Source organism: Bacillus sp. FSL K6-3200, from assembly GCF_038630485.1.
Classification (GTDB): domain Bacteria; phylum Bacillota; class Bacilli; order Bacillales; family Bacillaceae; genus Bacillus; species Bacillus safensis.
Window position 1 is genome coordinate 823,408 of sequence record NZ_CP152032.1, and the last position, 20,385, is coordinate 843,792.

Sequence of the window (20,385 nt, forward strand, 5' to 3'; positions counted from 1 at the left end):
ACTCATCTCCTTCATGAAAAACATCAATTTTACTTATGTTAGCACGGAATTTAAACTAAAGACAACGTATCAACATGAAGGAAGGGTTCAAAATGAAAAACACATCTCATCAGCTATTGATTATTCTTTTAGCTGTCGGTTCATTTGTCACAGGCACGTCAGAATTCGTCGTGTCAGGCATTCTAGATATCATTGCTGTTGATTTACACATCTCTATTCCTGCTGCCGGACAGCTCATCACCGTCTATTCTCTTTTTTATGCAGTAGGCGCTCTTTTTTTAGTCATGGCAACATCGAAGCTGAACCGAAAAAAGGTTTTGTTATCAGCTATTTTTGTGTTTATTTTAGGCAATATGCTCGCCTTTTTCAGCCATCATTTTGTGCTGCTCCTGCTATCCCGAGTCATCATGGCCATGAGCGGCGGCTTATATATTGTCGTCGCCACGAATTATGCAGCGCAGATCGCCCCGCCAGAAAAAAAGGGAAGTGCAATGGCGACTGTCATCACTGGATTCACTGTTTCACTCGTACTTGGTGTGCCGATTGGAACATTTCTATCAGGTCACGTGGATTGGCACTATATTTTTCTCATCATTGCACTAGGTACTGCTTGTCTCTTCTTGCTTCTTTATCAATTGCTGCCACGCATAGAGGGACATTCACATCTGCCATTAAAGCAGCAATTACACATCCTTCAAGACCGCAGAGTGATCAGCGGCTTAGCAACAACCGTCTTTTGGATCTTAGGCTACACGATGGTCTTTGCTTATATCTCTCCATTATTAAGACAGACCGCCGGCTTTTCACTTGAAATGACAAGCATTGCCTTGCTCGTCTTAGGAATTTCTGCTTTTATTGGCTCACGTTTTGGCGGATTCGCCGTCGATCAATGGGGACCAAACCGAACCATCTCGATCAGCATCTTGATCCAGATGTTCGCTCTCTTTGCCTTATTCTTTACGCAATTCTCTACAATTAACGTCTTGATCACACTCGCCATTTGGGGCATCGCCACATGGACAACAACACCAGCGAAGCAATTTTATCTGATCTCCCTTAAACCCCAAGCATCAGAAACCGTGCTAAGCTTTAATACAGCGATTATGAACATCGGCATGATGCTCGGATCGTCAATGGGCGGTGTGATTATACAGTATACAAATGTAACGAATTTAAGTTGGATTGGCGGATTAGCTAGTTTTGTGGCGTTGATGTTGATTCGGTATTCGTTCAATCGTCATCGACTGGTGGAACAACAGCCAAAAAGCGAACATGTATAACCATGTTCGCTTTCTTATTTATTGACTAGCTTTTGATGTTTCTTTTTTGACTGGAATGGTTACCTTTATCGCTTTCTGTGGTGCCAACATATTCAGTTCTGACAAATCAAGGTAAAGCCCATATTCTTTAAAAGAAAAATGGTTTAATGATAAAGTCTCTAACTCCTTATTATCAAATTCAAAGGTGGATTGCATCGAAGCTGTCTTCAAATTGGTCACCTTCGCATTGTTCCCCTTCAAATAATATCCGCTTTCATAATCTGCTTCTGGGTCGGACCATGACTTCAGCTTTTTAACATCGCCCAATCCAATTAATTCACCGATATTCTTCATCACATCCTCATCTAATTCTTTCTGGTCTACTCCAGTAAATTGATAATCAACAATCACAGAACGGTCTTTTTGATCTATCTTATTGATTTTGATTCCGATGCCATGGTGTTTTGTTTTGAACTGAACAGGCAGCTTTGTCTTGAGAGGAATGATGTGGCTGTATTCTCGTTCGATATCCACAGATGTGTCAAATGTCAATTCGGTCGCCTTTGGATTGATCGGCTGATTCAAAATGGTTAAATGATCGACTCTATTTTTTTTAGGAGAAAGTGGTTTTCTTCCTAACCTTGTTCCTAATTCTAACTCATACTCATTCCCTAAATTATCCTTCATTCCAAATATACTAACTCTATCATCTTTGGCAAAACCATTGTAATCAATGGCATATTGAATAGCAGAGCCATTCACTCCATTTTCTACCTTTACGTTTCTTATTTGATAACGTCCATTTAAAATAGACACGTCTTTTTGTCCCGCTAATAAAGTGGTTTTTTGCTTGACCACAGGTAACTTGAAGCGCCAATTCCCTGCAATATCCCCAATCTTCGAAATGACAAGTGACACTTGCTGACCTTGTTTGATCGTTTGTCCATTTGTATAGACTTCCGTCTGTCCAACATAGCGGCCATCTTTTAATTTTTTCAACTCTGTTTTATCATAATTAAGTTGGAAGTTTCCATCGATTTTTTCTGGATTCACTCTATACGATACAGAATCTTCTTTTGTATGGAGATTCTCCACCGTAAACGTATAAACAAGCCGTCCGGCATCATAGTACACACTGTTTACTTTCACAGTCACCCCTCTTGATTCAGCCCCTTCATTGACATGCTTCACCAAATCACTCTGAAAAAGAGCCATTCCTACTTTATCGTGAAACATCATATAAAATTGCCCAATAATCGGGACACGTGCCATCGCTGTATTAAGAGAAGGAAAAAGGAAACCTGATGAAAAGTAAAGGACGATGAGAACAATGGCAGAGTATATTGGCGTTCTCCAGTTCCAATTGAACCAATGTCTTTTCTGTTCCGCTTTCACATCCCCAATGGCTTGGCGAATCGCAGAGGTCACTTCAACTGTTGGTACATCAATCTCATCATAAAGCTTTTTCATTTCTTTTCGTTCCATCGACACTCTCCTCCTTCTCCAATGTTTGCTTTAATAACTTTCTTGCTCGATACAAATGAGTTTTAACCGTTCCTTCAGGCACACCCATCTGCTCAGAAATCATCGAAATTGAATAATCTTGAAAATAAAACAACTGAATGACCACCTGGTATTGCTCATCTAACACTTCAAGTGCATTTTTTAAATCGAGCTTGTCTTCCAAAAAATCATGACGCTCAACGCTCTCATGATGCTGTTCAAACGGAACAACATCTTGCTGCTTTTTCTTCATCGCAAAAATCGTATGAATCAAAATCCGCGTCAGCCAGGTAGAAAAATAAGCCGGTTCTTTTAATCCAGATAGATGCTTAAACGCTTTAATGACCGTTTCTTGAACAGCATCTAATGAATCCTCTTTATTTCTTGTGTAGAGAAAAGCTGTTTTATATAAACGCTCCTGGTACATCAACATTAATTTCTCAAATGCCGGGACATTCCCTTTTTGTGCTTTTTTAATTAGACGCACTTGCTTCATCTCACTCACACCTCCTACACCTGTTAGAGCAAGCTTTCTCTCAAACGGTTTCAACAAATGGAAATTTCTTTTACTTAGCATATGTCGGATAAAAATAGAGAAAGTGAAGAACGAGCCGCAAAGATTATGTCGAACATTTGATATAATGGAAGAAATATCTACAAAAAGGGGTAAGTCGATTGTTTCGATTTGAAGAACCTACGTGTACTAGCTGTAAGAAAATGATAGAAGGAAACGAAGAAGTGTACGTCAAGCTTGTCTATCCAAAGAGAAAAGGAATGACAGAGGTGAAGGCTTGGCTAAGGAATGAAGGGGTTTTTTATTGTAAGGCATGTACAGAACAAAAGACATCTCATGGAGGATAACCAAATGAACAAAATCAACTTTCCACAAACATTTCCAACAATACATACCGAAAGACTAATTTTAAAACAAGCAACGATCGAAGACGCTGAGGATATGCACATCTATTTATCCAATGAAACTGTGTGCCGCTACATGGGAATTGTTGCTCATGAATCCATCGAAGACACAAAAGAAGAAATCAAGTGGTATGACAATATCTTCAAAGAACAAACAGGCATCCGCTGGGGCATTTCTCTAAAAGAGAACCCAGTCATCATCGGCAGCTGCGGCTTTCTCAACCTAGAAAAACAGCACTGTCGCACGGAAATTGGCTACGAATTACACCACGATCATTGGAGAAAAGGCATCATGAGCGAAGCGATTGCTGCGGTGCTACGATATGGGTTTCAGGAAATGAATCTGAACCGGATTGAAGCGATTATTGATCCAGCAAATACGTCCTCTGTTCAATTATTGGAGAATGTTGATTTTGTTCGAGAGGGTTTATTAAGGGAGTATGATCTTGGTCAGAATGGGTTTGATGATGTGTTTATGTATGCGATTTTGAAAAGGGATTACAAATAAAACAAATGAAAACAGATATTCATTTCATTCAAAAGCCGCAATCTGAGTATGTTTCTTTTCACATTTATGAGCTCAATTCGACGATTGAAAAGCTTGTCCAGCAAGTAGAGCAATCAGCCCCCTTCTTCCTAGCGAAAGACCCGGAGAAAGAAAGCATGAAAAAGATCTATTATCACGACATTTTATATATTGAAAGTGTCGATAAAAAATCGTTCTTGTATACGACAGATGGGGTGTTTCTCCTAAAGGAAAAGTTATTTGAACTTGAAGAACAGCTTGAAGCACATGATTATGTCAGAATCTCGAAATCGATGATTCTGAATATTGATTCTATCGCCGACATTTCTCCTAAAACGAGTGGTCGTTTTGAAGCAAGCCTTACAAATGAAGAAAAAGTAATGATTTCACGTTTTTATATCCAAGCATTAAAAGAGAAGCTTGGATTACGGAGGAAGTGAATAGTATGAAACGTTACATCAGCAATCTTTCCATCACATTTTGTATAATCTTTACGGCGTTAGTGTTGATTTACTGTTTCACTTTTAGATCAATGCTAATTTACACCTTGGAAAAAATATCTTTCCCATTGTTTATTACTTTAAATTTTAAGTTTTCTTTGTATCCTCTCAGCTAGGCTATTACTTTGAAACTTGAGAATTCAACTTATGCTTTGAATCATCCAAATAAGGACGGTTCTGAAGGGCCCGTATACAACAGCTACGAAGATGATGATGAATTTCCTTAGTAAACTTTCAATATGTTTCGATTGGAATAATACTTAAAATGCAGGTTTCAATTAATATTGAAGAATCCTATCAAATTCAGAATTATGACTGGGATACTTATTTTAATAAAGAGTAGCTTTACTATGTGACAGTCTATTTAATTGCACAAAAAAGCCAATTCATTATAAAGAACTGGCTTCATCCCTTGATAGGGTTGTTTTAACATCATAAATTTAGATCACATTCAATTAGTATAGTTGCTTCTTAGGATGATATTTCTTTTTTACCAAACTATTCGAAAAATCCATATAGGTTTCTAAATAATTACGTAGTAGTGTTCTTTCTAATTGGTCTTCGGTTTCCTCTATAATATTTAAACAAATTGCAATGTATATAGAATTCTCAATAATAGTTTCATCATTTTCTTTCAGAGAGTTTCTATTGACGGTAGGTATGATTGACGTATTAAGAATATTTATTTTAATATCCTCAATCAATATATTATTTATTCTATTGTCTATATGAATAGACAATAGATTTCGCACAAAAACCCCTCTAACAAACAGTTTTCTATAAAAAGCTTTACGGCCACTCCATGTCAATAAGTCATTTTCATCTTCATTGTCACTCAGTTCCAAATATTCATCTTGGCCATTTACTGCAAACAGTTCATATTCTTTTTTAGTATAAATAGTTCCTAATGTATTATCATGAAATAGATCTTCGATTTCATTTATAATCTCAATATCAAAACCAATAATGTACTCTGAATATTCTTGATGAGACGGTCTATTCTTCATCAAACTTCCACCTGCTGATATTACTTCCAAAGTTGGTGGCATATAAAAATCCCACACATATTCAATAATTTCATCAGCATCATCAAAGAATTCAATAGCTTTTTCTAGTTTTGGTACGGCTTCATCATCAATCAATATTACCTCAACAGTTTCTAGCTTGTTATTTTGCACAAAGTCCTTTAATAGTACTGTTTCATCACCTTCAGAAATAAATACTATTGATTCATCTTCTACAAAGGCAGTATCAACATTTATCAAATCTGCTAGAAATTTTTTAAACATTTTGTTTGGTTTAATATATTTTACTGTTAGTTCTATACCATCTAGATAATTACTTAGATCTACACACTCAGTAAGATCCAACTCACCATTATCTATTGCTATCTTTTCAAAACCTTGACTTTCATTTTCAACGTATAAATGTACATCAATATCCTTAAATAAAAAACCTTCATTTAAATAATTTTGTAATTCCTTAATATTATTTTCCCATATTGATAAAAATTCATCTAAATTCAAAATTACTTCTGTCCCTACAAAGCTCGGCTTTTCTATCTCTTTCATTGCTACATACTGTTCATTTTTTTCTATCTCTAATTCAATAATAGAGTTACTAGTATAGTGTTTCGTTCTCACTGAAATCTTTGATGACATCATAAAACTTGCTAAAAAACCAATACCATAATTACCTATAGGTTTATATTCACTATCTAAATTCCTGAATTCTTTTGATTTATAGTAAGATGAACCCAACTCTAAAAAGTATCTTTTTATTATGGAATAATCCATACCTATTCCATTATCTTTTATAATAAACTCATTAGTACTGTATTTTAAAATTATATCTATTGTCCCTTGAAATTCACTTTCCCACGGCTCTTTCTTTTGTTTGTGTATAAAACTCTTAAGATTACAGGTATCTATTGAGTTTTGGATAACTTCTCTAAGACCAAATTTTTTATTTCCATATAATTCTTCTCCCATTAAAATCTCAACAATATTCAAATAATTGAATTCAAACTTCAAGTCTACTAATTTATAATCATTAGATTTGATAAAGTTATTTATTCTATAATGTAAATTAAATTTATGTTCATTTTTAAATTTTTCAGAAATCTCCAAAGCGTTATTTATTTCTTTCTCTACCCAACCTAAATAACTTAAAATCTTTCGATGAATTTTAGGATCTTCGCACTTACCGTAAAATTCCACAATTTTAATTCCAGTTTCATTAGTAATGATCTTTTGTTTATTTTCAATTACAAAATGTTGTTTCCATTCAGTTAGACTATATCCTAAGGGTTTAGCGGTTTCTAATAAACGAGTAGGGGTTCTAGAACTATCAAAATCTAATATATCTCCTAGTCTTAAGAGCATTGCACAAAATTGCAGATTACAATTATAATTCCCTTTAATAATGTTTACCTCTAGTTCTTTTATTAGCCAATAAAAATCCTTTGTATGTGCCTCACAAATTTTCGCTAATTCGTTAACAAAAAACACTTCTGGCATATCTGGTATAAAAAAATGATGTGACAGTTTATTTTTAATGTATTCTGATGATCTAAATGCATGTACCTCTCTTATGAACTCCTGTATGGCCAGCGTATGATCTTGTTCAAATTGTTGTAACAATAATTCATAATTTAACCCTTCGTATGTCAACTTTCCATTCTTAATATCATGTATCTCATCTTCATCCACAGCCATACCAATGTCATGGAGTAATGCAGCATAAATTATTAATGAAATTTCTAAATCATTTAAATCTCTTACATCTTCAATTAATTCGTACATATAATCCATAATCCTTAATGAATGTCTAACATCATGTTGAGTATAATATGGAAATATGCGGGGTATCCTAGTGTTTAAAACACTTTCAACTTCTCTATAAATCTCTTGAATTTTAAAATAAAAGGAAGACCCCCTTTCATATAATTCCATCATTAATTTTGTATTTTCTAAATTCATAATTCGCACACCTTAAAATTTAATTTTCGAATAATCTCAGTTTTTACTCTTTCTACTACAATATTAAATTCACTTGACAAACTTCCCAATAATAGAATTTACTCATTCAGGGTAATCATACCATATCCGAGCAATAAAATGGAGACGGAAACGTGTGAATGAAATGAACAATCTTAAGCTGTGCTATTATTGACACAAGGGAAATAAGGTTTTAGAAGTTTTATCTTCTATATACTTTTTCCTAAACAAAGACTTTTAAAGAACTTTTCTAATTTTTCATCATCATATTTTCCTCTATCATTTTTTCGATATAAATCACCAATTTCTTCTTCAATTAAAACCTTTACTAATACTCCCCTTGCATAATTTTCTAATTTCCCTGCATATAAAATCAGTTTTTCTGCTGTCCTAGTACCCTTAGGGACTGTACTATTATGAACATGCTGAGACCGAATGCCATAAATTACTCCCATATCATTAAATATTTCTTCTCGTTCTTCATAACTTTCTCCCAGTAACCAAGCTATTCGTTCTCTTAATTTATGTGTAACATCAGTATTACTAGTTGAAATTAAAGTTTCTAATAAAGAAGTAAATATCGATATTCTTTCTGGCAAGTAATTTTGTGCTCTAGCAGTTTGTAAAAGGTATAAAGCTCTTTCGATTCTCGAAGTTTCATAGACTGGAATCTCCTTAAATGAATCATCCTTATTATTCAAACCTGAAATATCTACAGCTTGACCAAAATAATTTTTATAAAACACCTCTGGCAACTTTAATTCTTCTATATTAAAATGTATTGAATCTCTACCACCTTTCAAGTTATAAAACATTACACTTCTTCCATTTGAACTGAATTTTACTTCTCTAACAGTTTCCAATTGCATATATCCCTTTTCAACACGAACACTATTATCTTTAACTAACCAAAGAAAGCTGTTAACAAGTTGAGCTTTTTTCATAAAACTATCTAAAAATTCACATTCTGATTTTTCATCAAAAAGAGAGTCTTCTTTAACTTCTCCTTCTGCATAAAAATATGGACCCGATAGTAGACAATCATATTCTAGGCTTCCAATTGCATCTCTAAAAAGAGGATGAAATATTTCTGATACCTTATTAGGGTTATTGGAAATTCTTAAATTCTCAAAAACTTTAATACCTCTATTCATTGTGTTTTTAATTTCCAAATCATAAGCATATGCAATAAACTTATATTTAATCATTTCGTACCCCTTTACTTTTTATTTTACATTAAATTAATATTATCATTCTGTTTTACACATTATTAGCACAGAATAAAAAATGCCTAGAATGCCTTACAATAAAAATTTTAAACTTTTTATTCCTACTCCCACTCAATCGTAGCAGACGGCTTACTCGTAATATCATACACTACACGGTTAATACGCTTCACTTCATTCACACGAGTTGAGATCTTTTAAAAAACATCCCAAGGGATTCTTGCCGAGTCACTCGTTATCCCATTAATCGAAGTATCAGCACGGATGCCGATTGTGTAGTCATATGTTCTTGCGTCACCCATAACCTCTACGGATGGGAGAACCGAGAAGTATTGACCGATGTCGCGCTCAAGACCGAAGTGGGCAGTTTCTTCGCGTAGAATCGCATCAGATTCACGGACGATTTCTAATTTTTCTTCAGAAATTTCACTCATTACACAGCTACCCAGTCCTGAACCTAGGACTAGAAGGTCAATTCTAAAATTGCAACATAGCACAAAAAGTCAAGTTTCCTAAAGAGCATTTCCGCTATACTAAACTCGTAAAGCAAGGAGGTGCTCGGTTGTCCTATCAAGAACATGAGAAAACGATTCAAGAAACATTAAATTATATTGAACAGCATCTGAAAGATGATTTACCGCTTCAAACTCTAGCGAAACACGCTGGTTATTCTAGGTTTCACTTTCACCGTATGTTCAAAAAAGTGATTAAGAAGTCAGTTGTTGACTATATACGGGAACGGCGAATGACCCAAGCGGCGAAGGATTTAATTCATACGAACCAAAGGGCGATCGATATCGCATTGCAGTATCGATTTAGTTCACAGGAATCCTTCACTAGAGCCTTTAAGAAGATATATGACATGTCACCCGCACGTTATCGGAGATTACTAAGGAATGTCATTGATAAGGAGGAAACGAATATGGCTGCAAATCAGAACACACCTACTGGCTGGATTATGACGGGGGACACCCCATCTGACTATGAAACAGGTTTGGATAACAGAATTGTACACAGTGGTACTAACTCCGCTTATTTAAAATCAATAGATGAAAAAGCACGAGGATTCGCGACCTTAATGCAGCAAATTAAGTCTGATCGTTACCGAGGGGAACGCCTTCAATTTTCTGCCTTTGTCAAAAGCGAAGATGTGAAAGGTTCAGCTGGTTTATGGATGAGGATTGACCATTCTTCAGGTGAAGTTCTTGCGTTTGACAACATGATGAACCGCCCAATTACAGGAACAAACGGCTGGAATCATTTTAGTGTAGTATTGGATGTTCCAGTCAAAAGTGAAGTCATTGCGTTTGGCATATTACTACATGGTCAAGGTCACATTTGGATGGACGAACTTAGTTTTAAAATTGTAGATGAAAGTGTGCCAGTGACAGAACAAAATACTGTGGATCATTTAGAGGATGAACCAGTGAATTTAAATTTTGAAGGCTAGCAGACTGAATTTAAGAGGAGGTTCATTGCCATGAAAAAAATTGGTACGATTTTATTGTTCGCTATGAATTCACTCACCTTTATTTGTGGCCTCGGAATTTTATTTGGTGAAGAGGATTAAAGATAAGCACCCATAGAACAAAAAAAATCAATTAAAAAAGATATCCCTATCCCTATCTCTTTTTTGTAAACTTGGTATAATAGAAAAAATCAGAAAAGTGAGAATGCGATGATAAGGAATAGTACTTGCCGAAATGTTTTCAGAAAGTTGCTGGCTGATGAGAAGCAATAACAAAAAGGCAGGGAACTCACCTTAGAGTAGCCTTAGTGAAATGAAAAGTATTGATGTAGTTAAGGTCGGCACCCCACCGTTATATGGGAAGGATACAGATCAAACAATCTGTATCCGAATAAGGGCATGATAATGTTTGTTTATCATGAAACAGGGGTGGTACCGCGTAAGAAGAAGTCTTTCGTCTCCAAGTTAAATCTTGGGGATGAAAGGCTTTTTTTATATTCTATTTTCTAGGAGGAATCGATCATGTTTAACCACAAAAAATACGAAAAGAAATACTTTTTGCCACCGAACCTTACGTATGATTGGGTGAAGAAAGAAACATTAGAAAGTGCTCCGATATGGTGCAGTGTGGACTTGCGGGATGGAAATCAAGCATTACCTATTCCTATGAACTTAGAAGAAAAATTGGAAATGTTTCAGTTACTAGTAGAGATAGGTTTTAAAGAAATTGAGATCGCATTTCCAGCTGCTTCTGATACGGAGTTTAGGCTATTACGGACACTGATTGATCATCATATGATTCCAGACGATGTCACGATTATGGTGATCACACAAGCGAGAGAGCATATTATCCGCCGAACCTTCGAAGCCATTAAGGGAGTACCGAAAGCGATTGTTCATTTATATAATTCGACTTCAGAAGCGCAGCGCAGACAAGTATTTAAGAAAACAAAAGATGAAATTAAACAAATTGCTATTGATGGAGCTATTTTAGTAAAAGAACTTGCCGAAAAAACAAATAGTGATATTTATTTTCAATATAGTCCTGAAAGCTTTCCAGGAACAGAAGTTGATTATGCGTTAGATATTTGTAATAGTGTTTTAGATATTTGGAAACCGACACCAACTCATAAAGCAATCATCAATATTCCGACAACAGTTGAATATTCAATGCCTCATATCTTTGCAAGTCAGATTGAGTATATACACAAAAATCTGTCTTACCGAGACAGTGTGACATTATCTGTTCATCCTCATAATGACCGCGGCTCTGGGGTGAGTGATGCAGAATTTGGTGTTCTAGCTGGCGCAGAAAGAATCGAAGGTACATTATTTGGTATCGGTGAACGTACAGGGAACGTAGACTTGATTACCTTGGCGATGAATATGTATTCACAAGGTTATGATCCAAAATTGAATTTCAATAACCTAGAAGCGATTCGTAAAAAATATGAAAAACTAACAAAAATCACTGTTCCGGAGAGGCAGCCCTATTCTGGGGAAATGGTTTTCACCGCATTCTCTGGGTCACATCAAGATGCGATATCTAAAGGTATGAAATATAGAAAGGAAAATAATGTTGATAAATGGGACGTTCCGTATATCCCAGTAGATCCAGTTGACTTGGGTAGGAATTATCAAACGGATGTGATTCGAATCAATAGCCAGTCTGGAAAAGGCGGCATAGGTTATATACTAGAAACAAATTATGGCATTCAACTTCCTTATCAAATGAATGAAGCCATGGGATATGAAGCGAAGAAAGTATCTGATCAGGCAAGTAAGGAATTGTCTGTCGAAGAAATATATCATGTTTTTAAAGAACAGTATGTTGATTATCACCCTCATTTCCAGCTGCTTGATTATCAATTTCATAAAGGAGAGAAGCAGGAAGTCACCTTAACTTTGCTGAGAGATAATCAGCAAATAGACATACAAGGAACTGGCACTGGAAGTTTAGATGCAATCAGTAATGCGTTAAAAGCATATTTTCATCTCGAGTATGTTTTGGAAGTCTATGAACAGAATTCTTTGGGCAAGGATTCTCAAGCAAAAGCCTGTGCACAAATTGGAATTTCATATCAAGGAAAAATGCATTGGGGTGCTGGAATTGATAAAGATATTATGGAAGCAACAGTGAAGGCCCTGGTGGTTGCAGTAAATAAACTAGAGGTTTGGATGTAGATGGAAAAAGATAAACTTGAAAAACATGAAGTGATGCAATATTTAAGAGAATATAACGAGCAAGAAATCTTTTATCAACAATACCAACAGAAAAAGCACGACAATCAATCATTGCAATTATTTTTGAAGGATTATGATAAACACAATTTAATGCATAAGCAAATATATATAGAAGAATTTTTGCAAAAAGGGCAGAACGAATTTGAAAAGGAAGATACCATGTGGTTAGGTCAGGAGAAAGATATCGAAGTGAGAAAGTATAGCCGTTTTATGCCTCAATTGTCGGCTATCCATGATTTCTTTGAAATGATCTATGTTCTGGAAAATGAGATGTATGTAGAAGTGGATGATAAAAAAATGACTTTAAAATCAGGAGATATTGCCTTTATTCCACCTGACACCATACACAAGCCAATTGTAATGGAGAATACAATCGCCATGCAAATCATGATCCGTAAGAGTACTTTTCAAAAAGTGTTTTTTAAAATGTTAAAAGGAAATAATGTCATTTCAGAATTCTTTTTGAATGCATTGTATATAAAAGAAAATAAAAATATTCTTATTTTCCATAGTCACTTGGATAAACATTTGCTAGACTGCTCTCTTCAACTATTTACAGAAAATTATAATCAGTTTCCTAGTTACCAGTTGATTATGAATAATTTGTTTGAGATATTATTATGTCTCTTATTAAGGTTCAAACCAAGTCATATGAACGTAAATCAGGTGAAACAATATCGTGATATACGTATTATTCAAATGCTCCAATATATTCAGCAATGTTGTGAGCATATAACAATCCAGGAGATGGCAGAGGAATTTAACCTTTCACAGTCTTACCTGTCAAAATATATAGCTCGTAAGCTTGGCAAATCATTTAGTGAGATTCGACAAGAAATAAGATTGGAAAAAGCCTGCGAAATGCTCAATGGCAGCAATTCACAAGTAGATCATATTGCGGCAGCCGTTGGTTATCAAAATGTAGAGCATTTCATTCGTTTATTTAAGAAAAAGTATCACCTAACACCACATCAATATCGTTTAAATAATAGATTATAATAGCAGAAGAATGACGCTTATCTTAAAAGGACCATTTTAAAATCGAGAAAATGTCAAATCAATACTAATAAAAAGGAGAAATCATCATGTCGATCAAGACAGTAAAAGATTATTTTAAACAATATGATATGGATACTCGAATTCAAGAATTTTCAGTGTCTAGTGCCACCGTAGACTTGGCTGCTTCTGCATTGGGCTGCGAACCTGAAAGAATCGCAAAAACACTCTCCTTTCTAGTAAATGGACAAGCTATTTTAATTGTGACCTCTGGCGATGCAAAAGTTGATAACAAAAAATTCAAGGAATATTTTAAAACAAAAGCTAAAATGCTTTCTCCTCATGAGGTCGTTGACTTGGTCGGTCATGAAATTGGCGGAGTATGTCCTTTTGCTATAAAGAATGGCGTTTCTGTTTATTTAGATATTTCACTCAAACGTTTTGAGACAGTCTATCCAGCCTGCGGGAGCAGTAACAGTGCTATTGAACTAACAATAAAACAATTAGAAAAATACTCCGGTTATTCACAATCGATTGATGTGTGTAAGGGATGGAATGATGAATGAACACATGAAGACGGAAGGAAAAAGTGCAATTAAAAATAAAAAAGAGCTAGGAACCCTTGATACACAAAGGTTTCTAGCTCTATTATAACTATTCCCACTCAATCGTAGCAGGCGGCTTACTCGTAATATCATACACCACGCGGTTAATATGCTTCACTTCATTGACGATACGAGTTGAGATCTTTTCAAGCACGTCCCAAGGGATTCTTGCCCAATCACTCGTCATCCCATCAATAGATGTAACAGCACGGATACCGATTGTGTAGTCGTATGTTCTTGCGTCACCCATGACACCTACGCTGCGGATGTCTGGGAGAACCGTGAAGTATTGCCAGATGTCGCGCTCAAGGCCGAAGTTAGCAATTTCTTCGCGTAGAATCGCATCCGATTCACGGACGATTTCTAGTTTTTCTTCAGAAATTTCACCTAGTACACGGATACCTAGTCCTGGACCTGGGAATGGCTGTCTCCAGACGATGTCATCAGGAATGCCAAGCTCTGAACCTAAGGCACGGACTTCATCCTTGAATAGCGTATTGAGTGGCTCAATCAATTCGAACTGCATGTCTTCTGGAAGACCGCCTACGTTGTGGTGAGATTTGATTGTTTGTGCCGTTGCTGTTCCGCTCTCAATGATGTCTGTGTAAAGTGTTCCTTGCGCTAAGTAGTCGATTCCTTTTAGCTTGTCCGCTTCGTCATCGAATACATAGATAAATTCGTTACCGATGATTTTACGTTTTTGCTCAGGATCAGACACACCTTTTAGCTTGTTTAAGAAACGATCTTTCGCATCTACTTTAATCACGTTCATGTTGAAACCTTCGCTAAATGTTTTCATAACCCCTTCTGCTTCGCCTTTGCGAAGAAGACCGTGGTCAACGAAAATACATGTCAGCTGATCGCCAATTGCTTTGTGGATCAATACCGCCACAACAGATGAATCCACACCGCCGCTTAGTGCGCACAATACTTGCTTGTCGCCTACTTGTTCACGGATTTTCTGCATTTCGATTTCAATAAAGTTCTCCATTGACCATTTGCCATCGCAATCACACACGCCGAAGACAAAGTTTTTCAATAGGTCATTTCCGTACTCAGAGTGACGAACCTCTGGGTGGAACTGAACGCCATAGAAATTCTTCTCAGCTAAGCTCATGGCTGAGTTTGGACAATGTGCACTTGTTGCATCGACTGTAAAGCCTTCTGGTACTTCAACAACGAGGTCACCATGGCTCATCCAAACGACTTGATCAGTCGGAAGGTCTTTGAATAAAGCAGGTGTTCCGTTAATATGGATATCTGCTTTTCCATATTCACGCTGGCTGGCCGCTTCTACTTTCCCGCCTAAATAGTGAGTCATGAGCTGCATGCCGTAGCAAATGCCTAGAACTGGAATGTCTAGATCAAAGATCTTTTCATCACAGCGGAAAGATCCTTCATCATAAACACTGTTTGGTCCACCAGAAAGGATGATTCCTTTAGGTGCCATTTCTTTAATTTCTTCAGCAGTTAAAGTGTGCGGATGAAGCTCACTGTACACACCAAATTCACGAATACGGCGTGTGATCAGCTGATTGTACTGACTGCCGAAATCGAGAACCAAAATCATTTCATTTACTAAATTTGTCATGGTGTCACCTCTATGTCCAATATAGTTTTTTATAAACGCACAGAAAAAATGAGAGGAGAAAACCTGCTCTCAGTGTGAATCACGCTTTTGAAGCGCCCAGACTCACATCCGAACGCTTCAATTTCATGTATTTTAGAAGGTTTTAATATTCACCTATTCTAACAACAGGAAGGTACGCGGTCAAGACTATCTCCTGTTTATTAAATTTTCCCATAACTTTGCCGATTGCTGCCAAAGCGCTGAGGCATCCTCTCGCCGGTAGAGCGCACGTTCATAAAACTGCGTCAGCTCTGACATATGATGATCTCCATTCTTCTCATCAATCAACGAAGCGAATTCTCTTAGCGTCATACCTGGCTTTTTCTCGATTCCTCTGCGCCCAAGCTGCTTTAATAGAGCTGCATACGCATAGAAGAATGCTTCATCCTCTGGCAGACGTTTCACCTTTCTTACAATAAAGAATGGCAGCCATCTTGTTCTGAATCGATAAAGCATCCAGCTGATGAATCCAAGCAGGACAATAGCTCCTGCCACATAACCTATAACCCAACCAACATGCACCATATTTGGCTTTGCCTGCGCTGCTCGCTCCTTTGGTTGTGCCGGCTGCTCTGTCTCCTGCTGCTGCGGCTGGTCTTGCTGCTGATCTTCACTTGCATCAGAACTAGACTGATCTTCTTCTTGCTTTTGATCATCCGTTTGATCGCTTGAAACAGCTTCATTCGTAAATGTCTCTGGGTTTGTAAATCCTTTTGTCGGTTCAAAGGTGACCCAGCCTCTGTTTGGAAAATAAACCTCTACCCATGAATGCGCATTGTTATTGGTCACTTCATACACATTGTTTCCATCCATTTGTGTTTCATATAACTGGCCAGACGTATACCCTTTCACCCATCTCGCCGGAATTCCAATTGAACGAAGCATCACGATCATAGAGGTTGAAAAATTATCACAATAGCCGATCATCGTATCAAATAAAAATTGATCCACATAATCTTCATTACGACCAGGCACAGCGACATTTTGCGTTTCATATGAAAACTTCGCAGATCCTAAATAATCCTCGATCGCTTTCGCTTTATCATACATATTATCCTTCGTTTCCGTTAAGCTGTTTGCCAAAGTTTTCACACGCTCTGGAAGTGACGATGGAAGCTGCAAGTATTCACGGCCAACCTGCTGATTCACCTGCTTCTTTGTCGGTACTTTGATTTTCTGTAAATCCTCCAGGATAAATGTAGGAGATAAGAAACTGACTTGATAGTTCCCCAAATTTTTAGGTGGGTTTTGCATAGACGGGACAATTTTCTCCGTTTTGCCCATGATTTGCAGCGGAATGTTTTCCATTGGCGTCAGCATGATCGTTCCAATAGGATACACAGCATGATTAAATCGATAATCCGATTCTATATCGATTCTTGTTTCATGCTCCTCTGTTTTCACACGATTGGTAAACCACCGATTCGGCACAGTGTCGTCCTTTAGCCGAGTAGGCTTCGTATCATTTGAAGCATCCTCCCAGCCCTTTCCTGTGTAAATACTTTTTGTTTCTACACGAAAGTAAGACGGCTCCTTTCCGCTCCATTTAAAGACAGGTGTGCGGTCCTCACTAAACGGTCCGCCAAGCGCCGAATCATCTGCACTATATCCCACTTTATTCTGCCCGGCTGTCCCATCTTGATTCGTAACCGCCTTAAAAAACGGGACAGGATCAGGCCATTTTGGATCTGACTTCGGCAAAGAAGCGCCGAGTGTCGCTGATAGAAGGACAAGCGCCAGCATGGGCAAAAACCACTTTAGACGCGCTTTCTGTGACACCCGAACTCCCTCAGCTGAACGCAGTCGATCAAAATACAGCAATCCAAGCAAACAAAAGCCAAATACCATAATACGAACAATCGCAAAGGTCGCATCATATGGCGTAAACGTATCAAGAATCGTGACATAGACAATCGTCATCAGTAAAAAGAAAAAGATACGCTGCTGATAAACCACCCAATAATGAAGCAAGTAGACAAGCAGCCACAGCAAAATATAAAACAACAATGTGCGGAAAGACGGATACATGTCACTCCACATGCCCATGCTCATTAAGGTGATATTATCCTTGATATCAGCAAACAAAGCTGCGGGATAGCCTGGCGCTGATTGATAAAAGATCAAATATAAGGCGAGCAAAATCAGTCCAGCACAAATAGGAAACGTCACATACCACTTCAGACGAAAGAACGTAAACAAACACGTAAGCCCGATAAAAATGATGAAATAAGACGTATGGCTCGTCTCTGTAAAATCTTGAAGTGGACGAAGCCACTCCCATAGCAGCAGAAAAGCTACAGCATAATAGATGAACAATTCAAAACGGCTTTGCCGCAGATGCGTATGCAGCATAAATGTTTGTCACCTCACAGTTCTTTCGTGCAGCCGGTCTTCAAATAAAAGGGTGATGCGTATTCCAGAGGCCTTGAGCCGGTCTACAAGCTGTTTTTCTTTTGTCGTCAAATGGTCAGCGGCTTTCTTCACTAAAAGCACGGTGATATTCTTTCTGTTTCGATTTCCAAAGAGACTTGCCGCAAGCTCCTCCTGCAGCTGACCCGTGACGACATATTTACCTGAATGCTGGTACTCACTCGCTGCTAACGGTTTATATTCTAGTGCGCGGGAAGGCTGATGCTGCACCCTTGTTAAATAATAAAGCATGTCCTGTAAATGAAGTTCTCCTTGTTCGACTCGAAAGGCATGCTGATCTCCTAGAGGGACAAGACCTGACGGCACTCCTTTTTTCACAGCCGTTTGAAGAACAGATGCTGTAATAGAGACGACTGTTTCAAAAACAGCTTTGTCGGTAAAATCTGCAAAGACGACAAGGTCCTTTGATTGATTCTGTTCAAATTCCTTTGTCATCAATTGGCCTCTTCTGGCTGTCGTCTTCCAGTCCACCCAAGCAAACCGGTCTCCTTGCTGGTATTCCCGTACGCCTGTTGTCACATGGGCCGGTTCATTTAACCACGAGTGAACCGCTTTGCCTCCGTTTTCATTCACTGACTCAGCAGGCTCTACTGGGATATCCAGCACTTTGGGGTAGACAAGCAGCTTTTTCTCTAACGGAATGATGATTTCTTTCTCAACAAACCCAAACATATCACCCGTTTTGATTCTAACGGCTGTCAAATGATGCTCTCCCCGCATGACATCATTCAATTGATAGGAAAATCGCCATGTTTTCCGAAACCAGGGAAAAAGCATTTGCTTCATTTCAATCTGTTCCTGTAAGTGAAAGGTCTCTGGCGGAGCATCCTCTATCATGACGTAAACGTACGGAAATGGATGGGTCCGCTTGATTTCAAGGTCAACGGACAGCACATCCCCCGCCTTCAAGCGGGTTTGCTGTAATGTCCTCTTGGCTGTCACGCGCAGCGGAACGAGCGCAAACAGCAATGCATACAAAGCATATGGTAAAAATGCATAAAAAAGGAACCAGCTCACAAACCCTCCCTGAAACATGGCATAACAAAAGGCTGCCGCAGTGAGCATGATGAGCATCATCACCCGTAACCATAATGAAACGGCTAAACGATTACGTGACTTCATTGAGTCATCGACTTTTGAACTGGCACGCCAATTTGCTCAAGCATTTGTCGCAGCAGTGTCTCCGCCTTCTTCCCTTCATATGTCGCTTCTGATGTCAAAATCATACGATGCGGTAATGTATAAGACGCCAAATACTGTACATCATCAGGAATCACATAATCACGCTGATTCAAAAGCGCATACGCCTGTGCCGCTTTCATCAAGGCGATCGATCCCCTTGGACTTACACCTAGATAAACAGATGGGTGTTTACGCGTCGCTTGAGCAATTTCAACAATATATTCTTTAATGGATGCATCCACATGAATGGTCTGAACAGCCTGCTGCAACGCATGGATATGTTCCTTTGTCATGACAGCTTGGAGCGTATCAATCGGTGATTTCTTCTCCTGCAAATTGAGCACCTCCAGCTCCTCGAGCATAGTCGGATATCCCATCTGCAGCTTGAATAAAAACCGGTCCATTTGCGCTTCTGGCAGCGGATAAGTTCCTTCATATTCCACTGGATTTTGGGTCGCCATGACGAAAAAAGGATCCGCAAGCGGCATCGTTTCTCCGTCCACTGTGACACTGCCTTCCTCCATCGCTTCAAGCAATGCTGATTGTGTTTTAGGAGAGGTCCGGTTGATCTCATCAGCCAAAATAATCTGCCCCATGATCGGTCCTTGCCTAAATTCAAATTCATTTGTCTTTTTATTGTAAATCGACACGCCTGTTACATCTGAAGGCAAAAGGTCAGGAGTGAATTGGATTCTCTTAAACTCACAGCCAATGGATTTTGCCAAAGCACGCACCATCATCGTCTTCCCTACACCAGGCACATCCTCTAGCAGCACATGCCCCTTCGCCAAAATCGCAACAAGGCTTAATATCGCAATGTCTTTTTTCCCAACCATGACTTTATTGATGTTATCTACGATTTTTTGTAAATCTGAATGCATCGGTTCATCAAATGCCAT

16 protein-coding genes, 1 pseudogene and 1 other annotated feature are annotated in these 20,385 nt (G+C 37.9%); of the genes and pseudogenes, 8 read left to right on the plus strand and 9 right to left on the minus strand.

Annotated elements, in window-relative coordinates:
- The first annotated feature begins 92 nt into the window (after window positions 1–92).
- Window positions 93–1,280 (plus strand): MFS transporter, encoded by a 1,188-nt coding sequence (locus tag MHI60_RS04245; protein WP_144485822.1) that lies wholly within the window; start codon window positions 93–95, stop codon window positions 1,278–1,280.
- An 18-nt stretch (window positions 1,281–1,298) separates the two neighbouring features.
- Here the strand turns inward: MHI60_RS04245 and MHI60_RS04250 are convergent, their stop codons facing one another.
- Together MHI60_RS04250 and MHI60_RS04255 are read right to left on the minus strand one after the other, a co-directional pair.
- Window positions 1,299–2,744, minus strand: a complete 1,446-nt coding sequence (locus tag MHI60_RS04250) for a DUF4179 domain-containing protein (protein WP_144472589.1) — start codon at window positions 2,742–2,744, stop codon at window positions 1,299–1,301.
- Window positions 2,713–3,258: a sigma-70 family RNA polymerase sigma factor gene (locus tag MHI60_RS04255; protein WP_144485824.1), complete on the minus strand. Its 546-nt coding sequence runs from the start codon at window positions 3,256–3,258 to the stop codon at window positions 2,713–2,715. The genes MHI60_RS04250 and MHI60_RS04255 overlap by 32 nt, the downstream gene beginning before the upstream one ends.
- Window positions 3,259–3,437: 179 nt before the next feature.
- On the opposite strand from MHI60_RS04255, the gene MHI60_RS04260 reads away from it, so the two are divergent.
- Genes MHI60_RS04260 through MHI60_RS04270 form a run of 3 tightly spaced genes read left to right on the plus strand, consistent with a single transcriptional unit; the run spans window position 3,438 to window position 4,646 of the window.
- Window positions 3,438–3,623 (plus strand): Fe3+ hydroxamate ABC transporter substrate-binding protein, encoded by a 186-nt coding sequence (locus tag MHI60_RS04260; protein ID WP_144485826.1) that lies wholly within the window; start codon window positions 3,438–3,440, stop codon window positions 3,621–3,623.
- A 4-nt stretch (window positions 3,624–3,627) separates the two neighbouring features.
- Window positions 3,628–4,188: a GNAT family protein gene (locus MHI60_RS04265; protein WP_144485828.1), complete on the plus strand. Its 561-nt coding sequence runs from the start codon at window positions 3,628–3,630 to the stop codon at window positions 4,186–4,188.
- 5 nt (window positions 4,189–4,193) lie between these two features.
- A complete protein-coding gene (locus MHI60_RS04270; protein ID WP_144485842.1) occupies window positions 4,194–4,646 on the plus strand; it encodes a LytTR family DNA-binding domain-containing protein in 453 nt (150 codons plus the stop codon).
- 515 nt (window positions 4,647–5,161) lie between these two features.
- Here the strand turns inward: MHI60_RS04270 and MHI60_RS04275 are convergent.
- The 3 genes and pseudogenes from MHI60_RS04275 to MHI60_RS04285 form a co-directional block, all read right to left on the minus strand.
- Window positions 5,162–7,687, minus strand: coding sequence for an ATP-binding protein (locus tag MHI60_RS04275; protein WP_144485844.1), 2,526 nt, complete (start codon window positions 7,685–7,687; stop codon window positions 5,162–5,164).
- 227 nt (window positions 7,688–7,914) lie between these two features.
- Window positions 7,915–8,913, minus strand: coding sequence for a HEPN domain-containing protein (locus MHI60_RS04280; RefSeq protein ID WP_144485846.1), 999 nt, complete (start codon window positions 8,911–8,913; stop codon window positions 7,915–7,917).
- A 122-nt stretch (window positions 8,914–9,035) separates the two neighbouring features.
- A pseudogene (locus MHI60_RS04285) lies at window positions 9,036–9,389 on the minus strand (GMP synthase (glutamine-hydrolyzing)); the annotation flags it as partial.
- Window positions 9,390–9,493: 104 nt separating this feature from the next.
- On the opposite strand from MHI60_RS04285, the gene MHI60_RS04290 reads away from it, so the two are divergent.
- From MHI60_RS04290 to MHI60_RS04305, 4 genes are all read left to right on the plus strand, one after another.
- Complete coding sequence (locus MHI60_RS04290; RefSeq protein ID WP_144485848.1) at window positions 9,494–10,381, plus strand: helix-turn-helix domain-containing protein; 888 nt, start codon at window positions 9,494–9,496, stop codon at window positions 10,379–10,381.
- Between the two features lie 219 nt (window positions 10,382–10,600).
- Window positions 10,601–10,864 (plus strand) — a binding site (T-box leader).
- A 57-nt stretch (window positions 10,865–10,921) separates the two neighbouring features.
- Window positions 10,922–12,583: a 2-isopropylmalate synthase gene (locus MHI60_RS04295; RefSeq protein ID WP_144485850.1), complete on the plus strand. Its 1,662-nt coding sequence runs from the start codon at window positions 10,922–10,924 to the stop codon at window positions 12,581–12,583.
- Window positions 12,584–13,642, plus strand: a complete 1,059-nt coding sequence (locus tag MHI60_RS04300; RefSeq protein ID WP_144485852.1) for an AraC family transcriptional regulator — start codon at window positions 12,584–12,586, stop codon at window positions 13,640–13,642.
- Window positions 13,643–13,728: 86 nt separating this feature from the next.
- Window positions 13,729–14,205, plus strand: a complete 477-nt coding sequence (locus MHI60_RS04305; RefSeq protein WP_144485854.1) for a YbaK/EbsC family protein — start codon at window positions 13,729–13,731, stop codon at window positions 14,203–14,205.
- 88 nt (window positions 14,206–14,293) lie between these two features.
- On the opposite strand, the gene guaA is transcribed toward MHI60_RS04305, so the two are convergent.
- From guaA to MHI60_RS04325, 4 genes are all read right to left on the minus strand, one after another.
- Window positions 14,294–15,835: a glutamine-hydrolyzing GMP synthase gene (gene guaA, locus MHI60_RS04310; protein WP_144485856.1), complete on the minus strand. Its 1,542-nt coding sequence runs from the start codon at window positions 15,833–15,835 to the stop codon at window positions 14,294–14,296.
- Between the two features lie 186 nt (window positions 15,836–16,021).
- Window positions 16,022–18,226 (minus strand): transglutaminaseTgpA domain-containing protein, encoded by a 2,205-nt coding sequence (locus MHI60_RS04315; RefSeq protein WP_144485858.1) that lies wholly within the window; start codon window positions 18,224–18,226, stop codon window positions 16,022–16,024.
- Between the two features lie 9 nt (window positions 18,227–18,235).
- Window positions 18,236–19,426, minus strand: coding sequence for a DUF58 domain-containing protein (locus MHI60_RS04320; RefSeq protein WP_144485860.1), 1,191 nt, complete (start codon window positions 19,424–19,426; stop codon window positions 18,236–18,238).
- Window positions 19,423–20,385 (minus strand): MoxR family ATPase, encoded by a 963-nt coding sequence (locus tag MHI60_RS04325; RefSeq protein WP_111291467.1) that lies wholly within the window; start codon window positions 20,383–20,385, stop codon window positions 19,423–19,425. Before MHI60_RS04325 ends, MHI60_RS04320 begins: the two co-directional genes overlap by 4 nt.

Excerpts from the sequence above, each read along its gene's own strand:
- MHI60_RS04245 (WP_144485822.1), top strand. The coding sequence starts at position 93 with ATGAAAAACACATCTCATCAGCTATTGATTATTCTTTTAGCTGTCGGT.
- MHI60_RS04250 (WP_144472589.1), bottom strand. The coding sequence starts at position 2,744 with ATGGAACGAAAAGAAATGAAAAAGCTTTATGATGAGATTGATGTACCA.
- MHI60_RS04255 (WP_144485824.1), bottom strand. The coding sequence starts at position 3,258 with ATGAAGCAAGTGCGTCTAATTAAAAAAGCACAAAAAGGGAATGTCCCG.
- MHI60_RS04265 (WP_144485828.1), top strand. The coding sequence starts at position 3,628 with ATGAACAAAATCAACTTTCCACAAACATTTCCAACAATACATACCGAA.
- MHI60_RS04270 (WP_144485842.1), top strand. The coding sequence starts at position 4,194 with ATGAAAACAGATATTCATTTCATTCAAAAGCCGCAATCTGAGTATGTT.
- MHI60_RS04275 (WP_144485844.1), bottom strand. The coding sequence starts at position 7,687 with ATGAATTTAGAAAATACAAAATTAATGATGGAATTATATGAAAGGGGG.
- MHI60_RS04280 (WP_144485846.1), bottom strand. The coding sequence starts at position 8,913 with ATGATTAAATATAAGTTTATTGCATATGCTTATGATTTGGAAATTAAA.
- MHI60_RS04295 (WP_144485850.1), top strand. The coding sequence starts at position 10,922 with ATGTTTAACCACAAAAAATACGAAAAGAAATACTTTTTGCCACCGAAC.
- MHI60_RS04300 (WP_144485852.1), top strand. The coding sequence starts at position 12,584 with ATGGAAAAAGATAAACTTGAAAAACATGAAGTGATGCAATATTTAAGA.
- MHI60_RS04305 (WP_144485854.1), top strand. The coding sequence starts at position 13,729 with ATGTCGATCAAGACAGTAAAAGATTATTTTAAACAATATGATATGGAT.
- guaA (WP_144485856.1), bottom strand. The coding sequence starts at position 15,835 with ATGACAAATTTAGTAAATGAAATGATTTTGGTTCTCGATTTCGGCAGT.
- MHI60_RS04315 (WP_144485858.1), bottom strand. The coding sequence starts at position 18,226 with ATGCTGCATACGCATCTGCGGCAAAGCCGTTTTGAATTGTTCATCTAT.
- MHI60_RS04320 (WP_144485860.1), bottom strand. The coding sequence starts at position 19,426 with ATGAAGTCACGTAATCGTTTAGCCGTTTCATTATGGTTACGGGTGATG.
- MHI60_RS04325 (WP_111291467.1), bottom strand. The coding sequence starts at position 20,385 with ATGGCATTTGATGAACCGATGCATTCAGATTTACAAAAAATCGTAGAT.